Below are 20256 nucleotides of genomic sequence, written 5' to 3'. Positions count from 1 at the left end.
CTTTCATCCCCGTTGTTCGGTCTCTGGTTCGGTGTCGAAGTCCCGCGCCCGGTCGAGCGCGGCCTGAAGTGCGGCGGCGGTCGCGAAGGGCGGGGTGAAATGGTCTGCCCCCGGGGAGGCTTCCGCGGCCCACTGGCGGCACTGGGCGAGGACGGCGGCAGGCCCCCGGGCGGTGATCCAGCGCAGCGGGCCACCGGTCCAGGCGGGAAAACCCGCCGCGTTCACCGGACCGCTGTTGGCCAGCGCGGCGGAGTGGAGGCGGCCGGCCACCAGATCGCGCAGGACCGGCAGGCTCTGCGCCGTCAGCAGGCGGTCCCCAATCTCGGCAAGGTCGAGCGTGGCTGCGTCGGGCCGCGCGGTGGCGGTGTCCGGGGCCAGGTCCAGTACCTCGGGATCATATCCGGCCTGTCGGGCGGCCTTGCCGATCCGCGCGGCGGAGAGACCCCGGGCCCGCAGCGCGGCCGCCTCGTCCCGCAGGCTCTGACGCAGGCGCTGCAGGAGGTCCTGATCCAGCGCCTGGCCGCTGCGCTTGAGGACGGAGCGGTCCTTCAGTCGCAGGCCGATCCGGGCCTCGGCCTCGGCGCTGATCGCCTGCCGGGCGAAGAGGCGGCTTTCGATCACCTCGCCATCGGCAAAGCCGCAGGCGGCCACCTCGCAAATCCCCGACAGGGCGGTGCGTTCGGCGCAGGGCCGGCCGCCGCCCGTCGCAATCAGCCCGGCGGTTTTGGCCTGCAGCGACAGATAGCGGTCGCGCCGGTCGAACAACCCGCCGCCCGGCACTCGGTGGCCTTTGCGGTCCCAGGGCTGATGCGGGGCCGGATGCGCGGCGATCCAGTCCCGCGCTGCCGCCAGCAGCGCCGCCCGGTCGGGTCCGAGCCCGGTGATCAGCCCCAGTTCCGCCGCGCGGGCGGGCGGGATCAGGCGCGCCTCGACGATCAGTGGGATCGAGGCCTCAAGGCCCAGCCGATGCACGCAGCGCACCAGCCCGCCGGCGCCGGGGATCAGCCCGACAGCGCATTCGGGGAACCCCAGCCGGATCGCATCGTCGTCGCGGGCGAAGCAGGCATGGCTGGCCAGCGCCAGTTCGAAATGACCGCCAACGGCGAGGCCTTCGATCAGGCTGACCACCGGCAGGCCCAGCCGCTCGATCCGGCGAAAGAGCGCCTTGATCCGCTGGCTGTCGGCGAAGATCCCGGCGGGGCCGGTGGCGGCGAGCGCGGCGATCTGGTCGACATCGCCGCCGACACCGAAGGTGGGCCGGTCGCTGAGAAAGATGACGCCTCTGACCGGGGCCGCCTCCAGCCGGTCCAGCAGCGCGCTCAGCTCGGCCTTGAACCGGTCGGTGGTGCGGTTCACCGGGCCGGAGGGATCGGCCAGCGCCACCGTCAGGAGGCCGTCATCGTTGAGGGTTTCGGTGAAGTAGGATTGCATGGCTCAGATCCGCTCGATCACCAGGGCGGTGCCCATGCCGGCGCCGATGCACATGGCGACCAGCCCGCGCCGGCCGCCGGTGCGCTCCAGCGCGTCGATCAGCGTGCCGGTCAGCATCGCCCCGGTGGCGCCCAGCGGATGGCCCATGGCGATGGCGCCGCCGTCGATATTGATCCTGTCCAGCGGCACGTCGGTTGCCGCCATGAAATGCAGCGGCACCGCGGCGAAGGCCTCGTTCACCTCGAATAGATCGATATCGTCAAAGCCGAGGCCGGCGGTGCGGAGCGCCCGGCGCGCGGCCTCGACCGGGCCGGTCAGCATGATCACCGGGTCCGAGGCACAGAGACCGCTTGCCAGGATCCGCGCCCGGGGGCGGAGCCCCTGCCGCGCCGCCATCGCGGCGGAGGCGACCAGCAGCAGGGCGGCGCCATCGACGATGGCGGAAGAATTGCCAGCGGTGTGATCGTGGCGGAGCGTTGCTAGGTCGGGGGCGTGTCGCAGGGCGGTGACGTCGTGGCCATCGGCGCCGAGATCGGCGAAGGCCGGTGGCAGCGCGGCCAGGGTTTCGGGGGTGGTGTCGGGGCGGATGGTCTCGTCCCGCGCCAGAAGGCTCTGCCCCAGATCGTCCCGCACCGGCACCACGGAGCGGTCGAAATGCCCGTTGTCCCAGGCGGCGGCGGCCTGCCGGTGCGACCGGGCGGCGAAGCCATCGAGCATGGCGCGATCCATGCCGCCGAGACTGGCGATCAGATCGGCGCTGATCCCCTGGGGCAGGTACTCGCAGGCGCCGGAAATCTCCGGGTCGAACTGCCAGGCGCCGCCGTCCGAAAACATCGGCACCCGCGACATCGATTCGACACCGCCGGCGATCACCAGATGTTCCCAGCCGGAGCGGATTTTCTGCGCCGCCAGAGTGATCGCCTCCAGTCCGGAGGCACAGAAGCGGTTCACCTGCAGTCCCGGCCCGGCCATCTGCCAGCCGTTCAGCAGGGCGGCGGTGCGCCCGATCGGCCCGCCCTGTTCGCCGGTGGGAGAGACGCAGCCAAGAACGATGTCGTCGACCGTCTCCGGCGCGAGACCGCTGCGCCGCTGTAGCTCGGCCAGCAGGTCGGCCACCAGCCGCACCGGTTTGACCGTCGCCAGCCCGCCGCCGGCGCGGCCCTTGCCGCGCGGGGTGCGAATGCTGTCGCAGATAAAGGCGTCTGGTTGGCCGGTCACCGGGGGACTCCGCTGGGAATTTGTTCAATTGGAAAGCAGGTGTTTCGAATATTCGCAAGGTTTTTCCGATTTTCGTATTTGGCTACGGGTCGAGGTGCTAGCAATTAGGCAGAAAGCCCGGGGATGCGCGCAGGCGGCCCCGCCGGTGAACCGTGAAAGAGGAGTGCCGCCGATGTCGCTGTCGCAACCGCATCTGGGGCCGGATTGCAGCATCCTGCGGAATCTGGCGCATCAGGCCGAGACCCGGCCGCAGGCCATGGCCATCGGCTATTACGGTGCCGATCTCAGCTACGGGACGCTGTGGGATCAGGTGCGCAGGCTGGCGGCGGCGCTACTGGGTCTGGGGGTGCGGCCGGGCGACCGGGTGGCGGTCGATCTGCAGAACAGCCCGCAGTATGTGATCGCCTATTACGCGGTGCTGGCGGTGCGCGGGGTGGTGGTGCCGCTGAACCCGATGTACCGCGCCGAAGAGGTGGCGGCGATCCTGTCGGACGCCGGGGCGCAGGTGGCGCTGGTGGCGGAAGATTTGCTGGACCGGTTCACCGGCTGGGACGGGGCAGAGGCGCTGACCCTGGTGGTGGCGCGCTATGCCGACATGCTGCCCGCCGCGCCGGTGGCGCCGCCGCCGGCCCTGACACAGGCGCCGGCTGTGGGGCTGGATCACGATCCCCGGCTGATCGGCTGGTCTGTGGCGCTGGACCGGCCGGCGCCGGACCTCGTGCCCGGGTTGACCGCTCCGGCCGGCGACCCGGCGGTGTTGCCCTATACCTCGGGCAGCACGGGGCGGCCCAAAGGCTGCCTGCACGATCATCGCAGCGTGATGCATACCGCCGTGCTGCAGGCCGAGTGGTACGCTATGCGCGCCGACAGCGTGATCACCGCCGTGCAGCCGCTGTTTCACGTCGCCGGCATGCAGGGCTCGATGAACGCGGCGATCCACGCCGGGGCGATGCTGATGATCATGACCCGCTGGGATGCCGATACCGCCATTTCCTTGTTCGGCCATTACCGGGTGAGCTTCTGGAACGCGCCGCCGACCATGGTGGTGGACATGATGTCGCGTGGGGCGTCGGTGGAGCCGGCGCTGCGCCGGGTGGAGATCCTCACCGGCGGCGGCGCGGCGATGCCGGTGCCGGTGGCGGCGCGGCTGCGGGCGGAGTTCGGGCTGGAGTATATCGAGGCCTTCGGCATGTCCGAAACCATGTCGCCGACCCATCTGAACCCGGTGCGGGCGCCACAGGCGGGTACCGTCGGCATCCCGGCGCAGATGACCGACGCGATGATCGTCGACCCCGAGACCCTGGCGCCGCTGCCCGATGGCGAGGTGGGGGAGCTGGTGGTCTCCGGCCCGCAGCTGATGCGGGGCTACTGGAACCGGCCCGACGCGGATGCAGAGACGTTTTTCGACCACGCCGGTCGCCGCTTTCTGCGCACCGGCGATCTCGCCCTGCGCCAGCCCGATGGGTATTATCGTATCGTCGACCGGCTGAAGCGGATGATCAACGCCTCCGGCTTCAAGGTCTGGCCGACCGAGGTGGAACATGTGATCTTCGGCCATCCGGCGGTGGAGGGGGTCTGCGTCATTGCCGCTCCCGATCCCTATCGCGGCGAGACAGTCAAGGCGCTGGTGCAGCTGCGCCGGGGCGAGGCGCTGACGGCCGAGGCGCTGATCGGCTGGCTCGGCCCGCATCTGGCCCGATTCAAGCTGCCGCGGCAGGTGGAATTCGTCGACAGCCTGCCGCGAACCGCCTCGCACAAGGTGGACTGGCGCCTGCTGCAGGAGCGCGAGGCTGCCCGGGCGACGGACCGGGCGCCGCGGACCTGAGACCGGGCCGCCCGGCGGTTTTGACGCAGATCGCGGTTCCTGTGCGACATTGAATGTCGTATTCCTGTCGTATCGCCACGGCAGAAGGGGCAGGACGGCCATCGCCCGACACGGATACAACCTTTTCCCGAAACGGGTGCCGGTTTTGCCGGCTGCCCCTGCGGCAAGCGGATGCAGGCGGCGCGGCGCGGTAGACAGCGGGCGTTCTGGCATGTTCTCTGGGTCCGGTGACGGACCGGTGGGGCCCTCGGGCCGGGTTTTCGGAATTCTGCGCGATAGGAACCTGCGGTGACGGACCAGACCGATCTGATCGTTTTCTCGGACCTCGACGGCACCCTGCTGGATCATGACAGCTATAGCTGGGCGCCGGCGGCGTCGGCACTGCGGGCGCTGCGGCGGATCGGGGCCGGGGTGGTTCTGGCCAGCAGCAAGACCGCGGCGGAGATCGCGCCGCTGCGCCAGGCCATCGGATTTGCCGACTGGCCTGCCATCGTCGAGAATGGCGGAGGCCTGCTGGCGCCGGGGCAGGGGGCGGAGACGGCTGCCGGGGATTACCCGGCCCTGCGCGCCCGGCTGGCGGCGCTGCCGCCGGGGTTTCGCGGCTTCGGCGACATGAGCGCGACAGAAATTGCGGCCGCCACCGGTCTCAGCCGGGACGCCGCGCTGCTGGCGCAGGCGCGGCAGTTCAGCGAGCCGGGTCGCTGGACCGGGCCGGAGGCGGAGCTGCCGGGATTTCTGCAGGCGGCGGCGGAGGCCGGGCTGACGGCGCAGCAGGGCGGGCGGTTCCTGACGCTGTCCTTCGGCGGCACCAAGGCCGACCGGGTGGCCGGGATCCTCGCCGAACGCAGGCCGCGGCATTCGCTGGCCCTGGGCGATGCGCCCAACGATGTCGCGATGCTGCAGCGTACCGAATTCGGCGTCATCGTGCGCAACGATCACGCCCCGCCGCTGCCGACCCTGCCGGGAGAGGCCAGCGGCCATATCCGGCGCACCGGGGCCGCCGGACCTGAAGGCTGGGCAGAGGCCGTCCTGGCCCTGCTGGACGAACTGAAACTGACCAAGGAGCCGACCTCGCATGGCTGATTTCCACCAGAACGGCAATATCGCGACGCTGCACAACCTGCGCACCCGCGATCTGGACGATCTGAGCTATGAGCTCTCGGCCTTTGCGGAATCCCGCAAGATCAGCCTGATCCTGCCCTCGCTCTATTCCGAGCTGGAGGGCGAGGCGCTGCCGCATATCCTCGATGAACTCTCCGCGGTGCCCTATCTGCACCGGATCATCATCGGGCTGGATCAGGCGGACGAGGCGCAGTATCGCCATGCCCAGGCCTTCTTCGGCCGGCTGCCGCAAAACCATGTGGTGATCTGGAACGACAGCCCGCGGATGACCGCGCTGATGCAGCGGCTGGAGGATCTGGGGCTGGCGCCGCAGGAGCCCGGCAAGGGCAAGAACGTCTGGACCGCGATGGGCTATCTGATCGCCTGCGCCGACAGTTCGGTGCTGGCGCTGCACGATTGCGATATCCTCACCTATGATCGCGATATGCTGGCGCGGCTGATCTATCCGGTCGCCAACCCGGCCTTCCCCTATCAGATGGCCAAGGGCTATTACCCCCGGATCGGCGACGGCAAGTTGAACGGCCGGGTGACCCGGCTGCTGGTCAGCCCGCTGCTGATCGCGCTGAAACGGGTGGTGGGGGACCGCGATTACCTCGATTACCTGCGCAGCTTCCGCTATCCGCTGTCGGGCGAATTCGCCATGCGCACGCCCACGCTGCCCGACCTGCGCATCCCCTCGGACTGGGGGCTGGAGATCGGCGTGCTGTCCGAGGCCTGGCGCAATCTGGCGCCGCAGTCGGTCTGTCAGGTGGAGATCTCGGACGCCTACGATCACAAGCACCAGGAGCTGTCCGAAGAGGATGCCAGCCGCGGTCTCAGCCGGATGTCTACCGATATCTGCAAGGCGATCTTCCGCAAGCTGGCGGCCGATGGCACCGTCTTCACCCCCAATGTGTTCCGCACGCTGAAGGCGACCTATTACCGTTGCGCGCTGGATCTTCTCGACAGCTATTACAACGATGCGCGGATGAACGGCCTGGCGGTGGATCGCCACAAGGAAGAGAAATCCATCGAGCTTTTTGCCGAGAACATCATTCGCGCCGGACAGGTGTTCATCGACAACCCGCATGAAAGCCCCTTCATCCCGACCTGGAACCGGGTGCATGCGGCCGATCCGGAGTTTCTGAGCGATATGCGCCGGGCCGTTGCCGGCGATCTGGAGGAATTCGCCCCCGAGACCTGAGGCCGGACCCGCGCCGCGTTCAGCTGCGGTTGGAGATCCAGCGGCACTGATAGGGGGCGAAGGGGATGCTGGGGCCGGTGGCCACCACATCCTCCTGCGACAGCAGATCGACCCAGTGGTCGTCCTCGATCAGGTTTATGGTCGAGGGGCTCAGCAGCACCGGCTCGCTGCTGACGTTGTGGATCGCGAAGATCGACTGGTTGCGGTCCAGGCTCTGTCGCCAGACGCCGAACAGCCGGTCCTCAAGCCGCAGGGTGAATTGCGTCGCGTTGGGATGAAAGGCGGGCTGACGGGCCCGGATGCGCAGCCGCGCCGACATCGCCCCCAGCACATGCGACTGGTCCGACGACGGGTCGGCCAGCTTTTCCAGCAGATCGGGATAATGCCAGCGATGGCGGTTGATCGCGCGGTTCATGCCGCGCCGCTCCACCGCCTCATGATCGTTGGGGGTGGCCAGCAGCGAATGGATATAGAAGGCCGGGATCCCCTCCAGCGACATCACGATGGTCTGCGAACACAGGAACCTGGCCAGGTGATGGTCATCCTCGCCGGCGAAGGTGCGCCGCATCGCATCGAACAGCGAACAGTTCAGCTCATAGGGTTCCTCGCCGCCCTGCGGCAGCGCCCGCATCGAGACCAGACCGCCGGCCTCCCGGACGGTCTCGATCATCCGCGCCTTTTCCTCGGCCGGCAGCACCCCTTCGGCGGGGCGCATGCCGATCCCGTCATGGCTGGCGGTGAAGTTCAGATAGGCGCACCCCATCTGCGCCGGCGGCATCGCCGATTGCCATTTGTGCAGGTAATAGGCGGTGCCCGACTGCATCGCATGCAGGATCAGCGGCGGCAGCGGGAAGTTGTAGACCGCATGTGCCTCGTTGCGGTTGCCGAAATAGCTGAGGTTCTCGGTCCGTGGTACGTTGGTCTCGGTCAGCAACACCACCGGCTCGGTGGCATAGTCGCACAGCAGCCGCATCAGCTGGACGATGGCATGGGTCTGCGGCAGGTGAATGCAGCTGGTGCCGACCTCCTTCCACAGGAAGGCCACAGCGTCGAGCCGCAGGATGCGCACCCCCTTGTCGATATGCAGCCGGATGATACGCAGCATCTCCAGCAGCACTTCGGGATTGCGGAAGTTCAGGTCCACCTGATCGTGGCTGAAGGTGCACCAGACATGGCGGGGGCCGGATTTGGTCTCCACCTCCTGCAGCAGCGGCGTGGTGCGCGGCCGCACCACCTGCGACAGGTCGTCTTCCGGGTCGGCCTCGAAGAAGAAGTGATCGTAGGGGGCCAGCCCCTGACGGTAGGCGTTGAACCAGGTGCCCTGGCTGGAGACATGGTTCAGCACCAGATCCGACATCAGGTGGAACCGCTCGGCGATGCGGCCGATATCGGACCATTCCCCCAGCTGCGGGTTCACCGCCCGGTAATCGGTCACCGCGAAACCGTCGTCCGAGGTGAAGGGGAAGAAGGGCAGGATATGGACCCCGTTGGTCACCCCGGAGAGGTAGCGGGTCAGGAAGTCGTGCAGCAGGTCCAGCGGTTTGTGCGAGCCGTCGGTGATCGAATTGCCGTAGGTGATCAGCAGTGCGTCCTTCTCCGACCAGAGCCGGTTGCTGGGTGAGCGTGCCCGGTGCCGCCGATGGCTGCCCTCCGGCCAGAAGGCGTCGATGATCTGACTGACCACGATATGGGCGTCGTATTCGGGATAGATCCGGCGGACCAGATCCGTCAGCCGCGCGTGGAAAGCATTGATCGTCATCGTCACCGGAAACAGTTGTCAGGTCAGGAGGGGTCCCACCTGTTTTCCGGGTTTTGCCTGATGTGTCAAACCCTACGTCCCGCGCCGGCGGGACTTCGGCGCGGGCCGGGACCCTCGTGCAACGCTCTGCGACGGGCCACGGGCCTATCCCGGGCGGCGAGGGCAAACCGGACCGTCTAAAGCCAGTAGCCTGCCTCGGGGCGGGCCGCATCCGCCACCAGCGCATCGATCAGCGCCCGTTGTCCGGGCTTGAGATAGCGTGAGCGGGGCCAGACCGCGTGGATCGGCATCTCGGCGCCGGAGAAGGGTTCCAGCACCGGAACCAGCGCGCCCGAGGCCAGCGCGCTGCCGACCAGCCAGGTCGGTAGCTGGGCGAGCCCGGCGCCGGCGAGCGCAGCGTTCAGCATGGCGTCGCCGTCACTGAACTCGTGCCGGGCGCGGATCTGCTGGGAGGTCGTCGTTCCGTCGGCCAGCCGCAGCAACCAGGCCGGAGGGACCGAGACGCGGCGGCTGCCGATGATGCAGTCATGGCCGGTCAGGTCGGCCGGTGCCGACAGCGGGCCATGCGCCGCAAGGTAGTCGGGGCTGGCGCAGATCACCAGCCGCTGCCGCCCCAGCTTGCGCGCCACCAGATCCGGATCGTCCGACAGCGCGCCGATCCGCACCACCAGGTCCACGCCGTCCTCGATCATGTTCACCCGCCGTTCGGTGAAGGTGATGGAGAGGTCCAGCGCCGGATGCACCGCCGCCAGCCGTATCAGCACCGGCATCACGTGGCGGCGTCCGAAGGCGGCCGGCAGGTGGACATGGAGCCGTCCGGCGATCTGCCCGCTGCCGGCGGTAACCGATTTTTCCAGTCCCTCGACATCTGACAGGATCGCCACCCAGCCATCGAAATACCGTTGCCCTTCGGGGGTCAGCGACAGCCGCCGGGTGGTGCGGTGCAGCAGTTTGGTGCCCAGCCGCGCTTCCAGCCGGGTAACGCTCTTGCCGACGGCCGAGCCGGTCAGGCCGAGGATGGCCCCCGCCGCCGTGAAAGAGCCGGTGCGAACGGCCCCGACAAACTCTCGAACCCCGGAGAAGGGGTCTTCTGTATCTGGCATTATGGAATTCAAAGACGGAATGAAGGGAATTCAAAGCATATTATCTTTTCTGGCCGGATCAATAGATTGCGGTTCTGAAAGGATCGTCCGATGACCCGCAACCGTGCGCCTGATGCAGAGCTCTCCACCGCCGTCACCCGCCACGCGGGCTTTCGGCGCCTCTTTGCGCCGGGGGAGATGACACTCGGGCTGATCCTGCCGCTGGAGACCTATCCGACCGGCGACGGCATCCCGACGATGCAGGGCCATATCGACGCCGCGCGGCAGGCGGAGGCGATCGGCATCAGCGGGTTGTGGCTGCGCGACATTCCCTTCTTCGATCCGCAATACGGCGATGCGGGGCAGGTGTTCGAGCCGCTGACCTATATCGCCGCGCTGTCCACCGCGACCCGGAAGATCGCCCTTGGCACCGCGGGGATCGTCCTGCCGTTCCGCGACCCGAACCTGCTGGCCCGCCAGGTCGCCACTCTCGACCAGTTGTCGGGAGGCAGGATGCTGGCGGGGTTCTCCTCGGGCGACCGGCCCCGGGAATACCCGCTCTTCGACATCGACTTCGATACCCGCGCCGGGCGGTTCCGCGCGATATTTGACCTCTATCGCCGGTTCTCCGAAACCCAGGCGCCCGCCTATGACACTCCGCATTTCGGCGCCTCGCCCGGCGGGTTCGACGTGCTGCCGAAGCCGCCGCAGGGGCGCACGCCGGCGCTCGCCATCGGCCGCGCCGGGCAGGACATCGCCTGGATCGGCGCCAGGATGGAGGGTGTCATCGTTCCCGCTCCGGCCGGGCCGGACCTGCCGCAGGCGGTTGCCGACTGGCGCGCCGCCACTGGCGGGATCTTCAAGCCCTATGGCATCGCCGGGTTCCTGCACCTGTCGCGGGATCGCGACCGGCCGTTCGAACGCGGGCGTGCGGGCTTCAAGACCGGCAGCAGGAGCCTCGCCGATTTCATGGAGCGGGCGCGCGACGCCGGGGTGAACCATATCGCGCTGAACCCGCGCTTCACCACCCGCCCGATGGCGGATGTGCTTGCCGATCTCGAACGCGACGTGCTGCCGCGCTTTCCCTCTCTCTCCTGACCGAAGGACCTTCCCATGTCCCGTCTCTTCACCCCTTACGATCTTGCGGGCCTGTCCCTGCCGAACCGCGTCGTGATGGCGCCGATGACCCGGTCGCGCGCCGAGACCGGCGTGCCGGACGACCAGACCGCACTCTACTATGCGCAGCGGGCCGACGCTGGGCTGCTGATCACCGAAGGTGCGCCGGTCAGTCCGGAGGGCAACGGCTATCTCTACACCCCGGGCATCTACACCGACGCGCAGGAGGCGGGCTGGGCGCAAGTCACGCAGGCGGTACACGACCGTGGCGGGCGCATCTTCGTGCAGCTCTGGCATGTGGGCCGCGTCTCGCATACCTCGCTGCAACCGGGCGGCGGCGCGCCGGTCTCGGCCAGTGCGCAACGTGGTGCGGGGGCGTTCTCCTTCGCTCTTGGCCCCGACGGTCAGCCCGCTCAGCTCCCTGCCTCCGCGCCCCGGGCGCTTGAGACGGAGGAGGTCGCCCGTGTCACCGCCGATTTCGTCAGTGCCGCCCGGCGCGCCCTGCGCGCGGGCTTCGACGGGGTCGAGATTCACGGCGCCAACGGCTATCTCTTCGAGCAATTCATCAACGCCGGTTCCAACCGGCGGACCGATCGCTACGGCGGCAGCATCGGGAACCGCCTGCGCTTCCTGATGGAGACCATCGATGCGGTGGCGGCCGAGATCGGGACGGAGCGCACCGGGGTGCGTATCTCGCCTTTCGGGCGCCTGTCGGGCATGGCCGGCTACGACGACGAGGCCGAAACCTGGCTGGCCGTGGCCGCGGCGCTGGAGGTGCGCCGGCCCGCCTATGTCCATCTCAGCGACCAGCTGACCATCGGCGGCGCGGCCATGCCCGACAGGTTCCCGGCGCAGTTTCGCAAGACCTTCACCGGCACGCTGATCGCCGCGGGCGGCTTCACGCCTGAGACCGCCGAACAGGCGCTGAAGGACGGCGCGCTGGATCTGGTCGCCTTCGGCCGACCGTTTATCGCCAACCCCGATCTGGTGGCGCGGATGCGGAACGGCTGGTCGATCAACACCGCCCCGCGTGAGGCCTTCTACGGCGGCGCTGGCGCTGCCGGATACACCGATTTCCCCACCTGGGAAGAACAGAAAGACAGGACCGATGACTGACATGACGCAACTGTCCCAGAAGGACACCGCCCGCGAAGATCGCATCACCGCGCTGCTCGACCGTGAGGAGATCCGCGCCCTGCGCAGGCATTACAGCGCCCTGCTGGATGGCAATCAGGCCAGCCGTATGGGAGAAGTCTTTACCGGGGATGCGGAGGTGATCGTCACCGTTGGGGCGATGAAGGGGCTGGACGAGATCAAGGCGAGCCTTTCCAGCGCCTACCACATGTTCGACAGCCGCAAGGCCGGGCATTTCCCCTTCGTCCATGCCATTGCCAATCACGAGATCACCCTGACCGGCCCCGATACCGCGACGGGCAGCTGCTATCTGCTGGATTTCGTTACCGACCGGCCCGGGGCGCAGCACCCGTTCCTGCTGCTGGGCCGCTATGTCGACGAGTATGCCCGGGTGGACGGAGAATGGCGGATCCGACGGTCCGAGCTCGATGTGCTCTGGCCGCATGATGGCGAAGCGGAAGACTGACGGAGGTTCCGATGCTTGAGACCACTGCGATGCCCCGGAGCTTTTGCCGCGCCTTCTCCGAAAACCGCCTGTCGGTCGGCCTGATCACACCGTTGGAGGCCTATCCCGACAGCCCCTTTCCGACGCTGAAGGATCACCAGACAGTCGCGAAACAGGCGGAGGATGCGGGCTTCGGCAGCATCTGGCTGCGCGATGTGCCCTTCTACGACCCGAACTTCGGGGATGCGGCGCAGATGCTCGATCCGTTCGTCTATGCGGGGTATCTGTCCGCCGTCACGTCGACGATCACGCTTGGCACCACTGGCGTCGTGCTGCCGCTGCGCGAACCGGTCTCTGTCGCGAAGCAGGCGCTTTCTGTAGACCGGCTGACGGAGGGGCGCTTCCTCCTCGGGCTCTCCACCGGCGACCGTCCCGTGGAATATCCCGCCTTCAACATCGACTTCGAGGACCGTGGCGCACGCTACCGCGAGGCGGTCGAGGTCATCCGCACGCTGTCGGAAAACCGTTTCCCGCGCGCCGAGACGATGCGCTTCGGCACCTTCTCGGGCAACCTCGACATGCATCCGAAACCCGTCCATGGCCGCCTGCCGATCATGGCCGTGGGCCGGTCCCGTCAACCGATCGAGTGGCTGGCGCGGAACGTCGATGCCTGGATCTGGGCCGTGGATGACGACGCCGCGATCCGTGAGATCCTTGCCGCGCTGAAATCTGCCGCCGGAGATGGCACGCCTCCGGCCTATGGCTACTCCTCCTTCTTCGACCTCGATCCGAACCCCGAGGCGCCCTACCAGCGCTTTTACAACGTGGTGCGGATCGGCCGGAAGGCGCTGACCGAGCGGCTGCTGCAGCATCGCGACCTGGGCGTGCGCCATGTTGCGCTGAACCTCAAACCCTCGCGCCGGTCGGCGCAATCGGTGATCGAGGAAATGGGGGCCCATGTCCTGCCCGCGCTGGAGGCGGCCTGATCGTTTCCCGCCCTAGGCAAGCCCGAGTGCGCGCAACCGTGTCAGGGCATCGTCACTGTCAAAGGCGTCAAGGAGGCTCAGGCGGCCTTGGTGCTCCAGTATCAAGGTCGGCGTTCCCCGGGCGCCGACCCTCGCAAGGAGGGCATGCGCCATTCGTGCCGTTTCAAGCTGGCGTTTCTCGGTTTCAGGATCCGCCAACGCCCGTTCCATCGCGTCGGGGGCGCCGCCAACGGCTGTCCAGTTGGTCAGGACCACCTGCGGATCCCGGAAATCCGCGCCCTGTTCAAAAACCGCGCCCTGCAGGGCCATCTCGAAGTCGTAGGCGCGCGCCGGATCCAGACTGTCCGCCGCCGCCGCCGCGCGGGCACTGAGCCCGGATTCATGGACCAGCCCCGGCGTCTGAAGCAGCGAGACGTAGGCCTCGGACATCCTTGCTCCGGTCTTTTCGGGGCCGACCTTCCATCCGACCTCTTTCACCATCGCGAGCGTCGCATCATTGATCGGAAAGGGATGGTCATGCGTGAAGAGGTGGGCATGAAGCGTCCGGAATTCAAAATCCGGCGGCAGGGCAGCGTGGAGCTTGCTGATTTCGGGCCGGGCAACAAAGCACCAGCCGCACAAGGTGTCGTACACATAGATCAATCGCGTCATGGCCCTGAAATTCCTTCGATGCTTTCCACAAGCGCTGAGTGGCATTGCAGTGGCACGGAAGCCGTCGCGCCACGCTCCTTGCCGGTGTTCCCCGGGGCGGGACCTGCCGCCCGTTCATCCCAAATACCTGCCCGAACGGCGCGGGGGCCTGCGCCCCTCGTCATCCTGGCTGAGAGCGAAACTCCCGGATATGCACATAGACTGCCGCCGCGTCATGCGAAAGGAGGCAGAATTTCGATACCAGGTTCCCGAAATGTCACCCCCTTGGACACATCCTGATCGCGGGGAGGGTCATCCCGAGGGGGGCGGGCCGGCGTCCTCTGTGGCCTGTCGGGGTGCCCGCGGAACGTGGCCGATGCGCCACGCGTGCCTAGAAAACATAATCCACCGCCACAGCGGCAACCATTCGGGCCGCGTCGCATCTTTTTAAGCCGCGCCCCCCGGTATAGGGAGGAGATCGAGACCCCGTCGGAGCAGGGAAGGGGAACCGCCACGGAGTGACAATGGACACAGGTCAGGAAAAACGGCTTCGGGATTTTCAGCGCGCTTTGCCGATTTCGCTTCTGCGCGCCCGAGAAGCGACCATGCGCCCCTTCAAGGATCATGTCGAAAGCTATGGCCTGACCTTGCAGCAATGGCGGGTGCTGCGCGCCCTGGCCGATGACTCGCCGCTGGATTCCAAGACCCTGTCGGAGCGGTGTGTGATCCTCGCGCCGTCGTTGTCGCGGATTTTCAGGACGCTGTTGGACCGGGGGCTGATCCACACGGTGAAATCCAAGGACGCGCGGCGCCATTCGGTGATCCTGTCGCGCGAAGGGGCGGCGTTGTTCGAGGAGGCCTCGCGCCGATCCGAGGAGATCTACCGCCGGCTTGAGGCCGCATATGGTACGGAGAAGATGTCGCAGCTGCTGACCCTTCTGGGCGAATTGCGCGAAGTGGCCGAAGCGACGGATTTCGACTGAGACCGCGGAGGTCCACAACAGGACAACTCCGCGATCACGGGCTCTGCACGCCCGGTTGCCCGGACGGCCATTCAGGTCAGCAGGCTCTCCTTGCCGGTGACGAAGCGTGCGCAACGCTCTGCAATCATCATGACCGGCGCATTGGTGTTGCCGGAGACGAGGCGCGGCATGACGGAGGCATCGGCCACGCGCAGCCCCTGCACGCCGCGAACCCGCAGCTCGCTGTCGACCACGCCCATCGGGTCGGTGTCGGGTGCCATCTTCGCGGTGCCGGACGGGTGGTAGACCGTCTTCGCGGTTTGCCGGATGAAGTCGCGCAGCGCGTCGTCATCGTTGACCGCCTGGGGCGAGGGCAGGGCGAAGTCGTTGCACAGTGACGCCAGCGCCGGGGCGCGGTAGATGTCGATGGTCTTCTTCGTGGCGCGCAGCATGACCTCGAGATCCTCGGGCGCGGAAAAGCTGCCCGCGTCGAACAGCGGCTTGTCCTTGGGGTTACCGGACCGCAGCTTGAGCGTGCCACGCGATTGCGGCCGCAGCACGCAGGGGTTCACCGACATGCCATGCGCCTCGATCGGGTCGCGGTCGACAAAGCCGACCATGACCGGGATGACGTGGAACTGAACGTCGGGGATGTCGCCGCCGGACACATTCACAAACCCGCCGGATTCCACCACGTTCGAGGACAGAATGCCTGTGCGGAAGGCCAGGTATTGCGCCATGTGCTTGGCCGCCGCGATCCCCTTGTCCTCGCGGTAGAGCGAGACCGGGTCCTTGGTGGTGCACTGCACGTTGACCTCCAGGTGGTCCTGGAAATTCTCTCCCACACCCGGCACATCCGCGACGATGTCGATGCCGTGAGCCTTCAGCTCCTCGGCGTTGCCGATGCCCGACAATTGCAGCAGGCGCGGGGTTTCCAGCGCACCGGCGCAGAGGATGACCTCGCCCGCGGCACCGAATTTCCGGCCGTCCTCCAGTTCGACACCGGTGGCGCGGGTGCCCTCGAACGTCAGGCGGGCGACGCGGGCCTCGGTCATGATGTTCAGGTTCTGACGCTTCTCCGCATCGCGCAGAAAGGCTATCGCCGCAGACCAGCGGCGGCCGTCATGGGTGGTGGTCTGGAAAAAGCCCACGCCCTCTTGCTGGCCACCGTTGAAATCGGGGTTGTAGGGTACGCCGGTTTGCTGTGCGGCGCGGATGAAGGCGCGCGACAGCGGATGATGATAGTTTGTCTCGGACACATGCAGCGGGCCGGTGGTGCCGTGGAAATCATCCGCGATTTCCATGTTGTTCTCCAAGTCGCGGAATACCGGCAGTACGTCGGCATAGCTCCAGCCGCGATTGCCCATCTGCGCCCAGTTGTCATAGTCGTGCGACTGGCCGCGAATGTAGATCATGGCGTTCACGGAGGAACCGCCGCCCAGAACGTTGCCTTGCAGAACGAAGCTTTCCCGCCCGTTCACCAGGTCGGATTTCTCTCCCACATAGGCGACGATGTCGCGCCCCTTTTCCACCACCTTGAAGAAAGTGGCCGGGATGTGGATGAAACGGTCGCTGTCTTTGCGGCCGCTTTCGATGAGCAGCACGCGCACGCCCGGATCCTCCGAGAGGCGGGCGGCCATGACGCAGCCGGACGAGCCGCCGCCGACGACGATATAGTCGTATTGTTCCATCATCTCTCTCCCTGATGCGACGTTAGACGAGCAGCGTCTGGATGTCTGTATATTCGGACAGACCCTCGTCGCCGAACTCGACGCCGAAGCCCGACTGCTTCACGCCGCCGAAGGGCGCGTTCGGCTGGATCGCACCGTGTTTGTTGATCCAGGCAGAGCCGCATTCGAGCCGCAGGGCGATCTCTTTCGCCTTTTCGATATCCTTGGACCAGACCGAGCCGCCCAGACCGTTTTCACTGTCGTTGGCGCGGGCGACGGCGTCGTCGATATCGCTGTAGCGCAGGATCGGCAGGACCGGGCCGAACTGTTCTTCGGTCACGAGCGGATCGTCGTCGTCGAGATCGGCGATCAGGGTCGGGCCGTAATACATGCCCTCGCCGGGCTCGCCCCCCAGAAGGACGCGGCCCTTGGTCTTGGCACCCTCGATCAGGCGCGCGACCTTGTCGAATTGCATCTTGTTGGCGATGGGGCCGAGCACGGCCTCCTCGTCCGGGCCGGCCTTGACCGTGCGGGCGTAGTCGGTGAGCGCCTCGCACACGGCGTCATAGATGTCATCATGGACATAGAGGCGTTTCATCGCGGCGCAGGTCTGGCCGTTGTTGATGAACGCGCCCCAGAACAGGCCCTCGGCAATTTCCGTGGGATCGGCATCGGGCAGGACGATGCCCGCATCGTTGCCCCCCAGTTCCAATGTCAGGCGTTTCATCGTCTCGGCCGCACTGGCGAAGACCTTGCGGCCAGTGGGTGTCGAGCCGGTGAAGACCATCTTGCGGATCCCGGGGTGCGAGGACATGGCCGCACCCAGATTGACGGTCACGTCATCGCAGGTCACCACGTTCAGCACGCCCCTGGGGAGAAATTCGTTGAACAGCTCGACCATGCGCAGCGTCGAGAGCGGCGTGTAGGGCGAGGGCTTGATCACGACGGTGTTTCCCGTGCGCAGCGCGGGCACGATGTGCCAGATCGCGATCATCAGGGGCCAGTTCCACGGCGTGATGGAGCCGACGACGCCGATCGGCTTGCGGTGCAGCTCGACCCGCCCCTCGTTGTCGTCCTGCAGGACTTTCGGATCCAGCGACAGGGAGGCGGTATGGCCGGCCCAGGCCTGAGCGCCGCCCAGCTCGAAACGTGACCCCATGCCGTTGAGCGGTTTGCCCTGTTCGGCGGTCAGAAGCTGGGCCAGCTCCTCGGCATGTTCTGCCAGCTTGGCCGCCACCTGTTCGCAGGCTGCCCGGCGCTCGTCGTCCGGGGTCTTGGACCATGTCTTGAATGCCGCGTTGGCGGCGGCGACCGCACGGTCGAGATGCTCGGGGGTGCCTTGCGGCGCTTGCCCCACGACGCTTCCGTCGCGCGGGCTGACCACGTCAAAATGGGTGTCGGTGTCGACGGTCTGTCCATCGATGATCATGCTGAAGCGACGCATGAGGCTCCTCCCTCGTAGAAATCTTTCGCTGAACATGTTAATTGAACGGAGCGAGTCGTTCTTGGAGGGATGCGACGCCGCTTTAAGACGAACGCGACCGTGCGGAGGAGGGACGGGATGCTGACGCAATTGAAACCCGAAGTGATGCCGTTTGACCAGTTTGCAGCGAGCCTGCAATCGGTCTGCGGTGCGTTTGAAATGTTCCCCGCGGACGGCCGTGAGACGGTGCGAGGCCATATCAGCCGCGAGACCTATGCCGGACTGGAAATGGCGATGATCGGCAAGGACGTGCAGCGCGTGCGCCGCACCGAGGCCGACATCCAGGCAAAACCCGGAGAGCATGTGTTTCTCATCATACAGGAGGAGGGGCAGGCGCTGATGCAGCAGGCCGGCACCTCGACCCTGATGGGGCCGGGCGACATGATCCTGATCGACAGCACCGTGCCGTCGGAGTTCACCTTCTTCGGCAAGTATATGCGGCACCTGTCGATCCATCTGGATCGTTGTGAAATGCTCGATCGGTTTGGCGGGATGGATTTCTCCGGGCGCTCGATTCGGCAGGAAAGCCTGTCTGCGCGGGCGCTGTCGGCGCTGATCGCCAGCGCATTTGAGGAGGGGGCTTCGGAGCGTCGGTCGTCTTTCCTGAAAGACGCGATCTTCGGCGTGCTCGGCGCCGTGCTGTGTGAAGCGCCGGTGCGCCCGGAGGGGCAGCCGGCCGATGCGGATCTGTTCAACCGGCAACTGCTGGAAATGGCGATGGCCTCGATCGACCACGGGTTTGCCAACAGCGCCATGTCGCCCGGTCATCTGGCCGAAGAGCTTGGCGTTCCGATCCGCACGCTGCAGCGGGCGTTCGCCTGTGCCGGCATGACCCCCACCGATTACCTTCTGCGCCGGCGTCTGGAACGGGCCTGCCAGTTGCTGATCGAACGCTGCCGCGCCGGATCGAAGCGGCTGGTCTCCACCATCGCCTATGAATGCGGGTTCAACGACGTTTCCTATTTCAACCGGCAGTTCCGCCGCGCCTTCGGCTGTTCGCCAGGGCAGTATCCGCAGGGCAGTGCTGACGCAAATGCTTAACGTGTTTAAGATTTAGATTGACACGCGACAGTATACTTAACATGTTCACATGTGGCGAGAGGAGCAGTTGCCGCATCTGAAGGTCCAATAGTCTGCCAGGCGCAAAGAGGCGCGCGATATGCGGGTACTTGCGGCAGGGCAGGACGGCTGCGGCGGACAGGGCTCCTGAGCTTCGGAAGCGCCCTGTCAAAGGGGCGGCGAGCAGGGGCGGAGGCGCGTGCCCTCGGTTCGGACGCGGGGCGCCCGGAGGCGCGCTATCGGCCCTTCGCGGCCGATGTGATCAAGCGCCGTTCATGGAAAAATTGTATACAAAATCTGAAGGCTGAATAGGAAAGATGCGCGAAAGTCGCATCTTTTTGTCGTTTATGTCCAAGCCAACTCTCTTATCCGAAAGAGATCGCCCGGGTATTGTATACAAATGAGCCAGGAACAGACAGTCTACACCAAGCTGCGAAGCATGTTGCTGAACGGGGAATTCGAGCCCGAGCAGCGACTGACCGAGAAGCATATTTGCGATATTCTCGAAGTGTCGCGCACGCCGGTCCGGGCCGCGCTGTTGCGGCTGGAGGCGCAAAATCTCGTGGTGGGTCAGAGTAACCGTGGCTACACTGTCCGCGGCATTCGCGTGCGGGATGTCTGGGACGCCAATGTGGTGCGCGCGGTACTCGAAGGCTCTGCCGCCGGTGCGCTGGCACGACAGGGGCTGAGCGACGAAACCCGTGACACGCTGGAACAAAGCCTGCGCGAGTACGGCGAACTGGCCGAGAATGTCGAACTCACGGATCGCTTCCTCACGCTGCATTCTTCCGCGAACTGGACGTTTCACGAAACGCTGGTGTCGGCGACAGGCAATGAAAGCCTGACCCGGTCGATCGAAACGCTGGCCTATATGCCGGTGCAGATCAATCGCACGGTCTTCGCATCGGACCGCGCCTATGCGGTGCAGACCGTGCGGTCGGGCCTGGCCGAGCATCATGGCGTCGTGGCCGCGATCCTCTCGGGTGATGCAACCGCGGCAGAGATGCTGATGCGCACCCACAGCCAAAAGGCGCTGCGCGGCATCGAGGCCGTGCGTGACCGCCAGAAGCTGGGACCGGACTACCTGGATATGCCCTTTACCCAATTCATCGGTGGCGTCGGTACATCCGTCGCTGCTGCTTAAGACCTGG

At 66.5% G+C, this 20256-nt stretch carries 17 protein-coding genes; 10 read left to right on the top strand and 7 right to left on the bottom strand.

The features are described 5' to 3' along the window. Positions 1-3: 3 nt before the first annotated feature. Positions 4-1431, bottom strand: a complete 1428-nt coding sequence (locus QO033_RS19020) for an enoyl-CoA hydratase-related protein (RefSeq protein ID WP_284482551.1) — start codon at positions 1429-1431, stop codon at positions 4-6. A 3-nt stretch (positions 1432-1434) separates the two neighbouring features. Beyond that, positions 1435-2649, bottom strand: coding sequence for an acetyl-CoA C-acetyltransferase (locus tag QO033_RS19015; protein ID WP_284482550.1), 1215 nt, complete (start codon positions 2647-2649; stop codon positions 1435-1437). Positions 2650-2821: 172 nt separating this feature from the next. Between QO033_RS19015 and QO033_RS19010 the strand changes: the two genes are divergently transcribed. The 3 genes from QO033_RS19010 (at position 2822) to QO033_RS19000 (ending at position 6779) form a co-directional block, all read left to right on the top strand. Beyond that, entirely contained in the window at positions 2822-4474 is a 1653-nt protein-coding gene (locus QO033_RS19010; protein WP_284482549.1) for an AMP-binding protein, read from the top strand. 288 nt (positions 4475-4762) lie between these two features. Beyond that, positions 4763-5557, top strand: a complete 795-nt coding sequence (locus QO033_RS19005) for an HAD-IIB family hydrolase (protein ID WP_284482548.1) — start codon at positions 4763-4765, stop codon at positions 5555-5557. Continuing rightward, positions 5550-6779 carry a glycosyltransferase family protein gene (locus QO033_RS19000; protein WP_284482547.1) on the top strand — a complete coding sequence of 410 codons (1230 nt, stop codon included), beginning with the start codon at positions 5550-5552 and terminating at the stop codon, positions 6777-6779. The genes QO033_RS19005 and QO033_RS19000 overlap by 8 nt, the downstream gene beginning before the upstream one ends. A gap of 19 nt (positions 6780-6798) precedes the next feature. Here the strand turns inward: QO033_RS19000 and QO033_RS18995 are convergent, their stop codons facing one another. After that, on the bottom strand, positions 6799-8538 hold the full coding sequence (locus tag QO033_RS18995) for a sugar phosphorylase (RefSeq protein WP_284482546.1): 1740 nt from the start codon (positions 8536-8538) through the stop codon (positions 6799-6801). Positions 8539-8714: 176 nt separating this feature from the next. Continuing rightward, a complete protein-coding gene (locus tag QO033_RS18990; RefSeq protein WP_284482545.1) occupies positions 8715-9641 on the bottom strand; it encodes a LysR family transcriptional regulator in 927 nt (308 codons plus the stop codon). 90 nt (positions 9642-9731) lie between these two features. Between QO033_RS18990 and QO033_RS18985 the strand changes: the two genes are divergently transcribed. From QO033_RS18985 to QO033_RS18970, 4 genes are read left to right on the top strand one after another with little or no spacing between them, the layout of a single operon-like run. Further along, positions 9732-10718, top strand: coding sequence for a TIGR03571 family LLM class oxidoreductase (locus QO033_RS18985; RefSeq protein WP_284482544.1), 987 nt, complete (start codon positions 9732-9734; stop codon positions 10716-10718). Between the two features lie 15 nt (positions 10719-10733). Next, complete coding sequence (locus QO033_RS18980; RefSeq protein WP_284482543.1) at positions 10734-11852, top strand: alkene reductase; 1119 nt, start codon at positions 10734-10736, stop codon at positions 11850-11852. Beyond that, on the top strand, positions 11845-12336 hold the full coding sequence (locus QO033_RS18975) for a nuclear transport factor 2 family protein (RefSeq protein WP_284482542.1): 492 nt from the start codon (positions 11845-11847) through the stop codon (positions 12334-12336). Before QO033_RS18980 ends, QO033_RS18975 begins: the two co-directional genes overlap by 8 nt. Before the next feature lie 11 nt (positions 12337-12347). Continuing rightward, the gene (locus QO033_RS18970; RefSeq protein ID WP_284482541.1) at positions 12348-13301 is read left to right on the top strand and encodes a TIGR03571 family LLM class oxidoreductase; all 954 of its coding nucleotides are present in this window, start codon (positions 12348-12350) and stop codon (positions 13299-13301) included. A 12-nt stretch (positions 13302-13313) separates the two neighbouring features. On the opposite strand, the gene QO033_RS18965 is transcribed toward QO033_RS18970, so the two are convergent. Further along, positions 13314-13952, bottom strand: coding sequence for a DsbA family protein (locus QO033_RS18965; RefSeq protein ID WP_284482540.1), 639 nt, complete (start codon positions 13950-13952; stop codon positions 13314-13316). 503 nt (positions 13953-14455) lie between these two features. On the opposite strand from QO033_RS18965, the gene hpaR reads away from it, so the two are divergent. Next, the gene (hpaR, locus tag QO033_RS18960; RefSeq protein WP_284482539.1) at positions 14456-14914 is read left to right on the top strand and encodes a homoprotocatechuate degradation operon regulator HpaR; all 459 of its coding nucleotides are present in this window, start codon (positions 14456-14458) and stop codon (positions 14912-14914) included. Positions 14915-14985: 71 nt separating this feature from the next. On the opposite strand, the gene QO033_RS18955 is transcribed toward hpaR, so the two are convergent. Together QO033_RS18955 and QO033_RS18950 are read right to left on the bottom strand one after the other, a co-directional pair. After that, positions 14986-16584 (bottom strand): GMC family oxidoreductase, encoded by a 1599-nt coding sequence (locus QO033_RS18955; protein WP_284482538.1) that lies wholly within the window; start codon positions 16582-16584, stop codon positions 14986-14988. Positions 16585-16606: 22 nt separating this feature from the next. Beyond that, positions 16607-18007, bottom strand: a complete 1401-nt coding sequence (locus QO033_RS18950; protein ID WP_284482537.1) for an aldehyde dehydrogenase family protein — start codon at positions 18005-18007, stop codon at positions 16607-16609. Between the two features lie 117 nt (positions 18008-18124). On the opposite strand from QO033_RS18950, the gene QO033_RS18945 reads away from it, so the two are divergent. Further along, complete coding sequence (locus tag QO033_RS18945) at positions 18125-19087, top strand: helix-turn-helix domain-containing protein (protein ID WP_284482536.1); 963 nt, start codon at positions 18125-18127, stop codon at positions 19085-19087. Between the two features lie 418 nt (positions 19088-19505). Further along, positions 19506-20249, top strand: a complete 744-nt coding sequence (locus QO033_RS18940; RefSeq protein WP_284482535.1) for a GntR family transcriptional regulator — start codon at positions 19506-19508, stop codon at positions 20247-20249. Positions 20250-20256 lie beyond the last annotated feature (7 nt).

This window comes from Pseudodonghicola flavimaris (assembly GCF_030164425.1).
In the GTDB taxonomy this organism is placed as follows: domain Bacteria; phylum Pseudomonadota; class Alphaproteobacteria; order Rhodobacterales; family Rhodobacteraceae; genus Pseudodonghicola; species Pseudodonghicola flavimaris.
The sequence above is the reverse complement of the archived record's forward strand: the minus strand, read 5'-3'. Positions and strand labels throughout refer to the sequence as shown.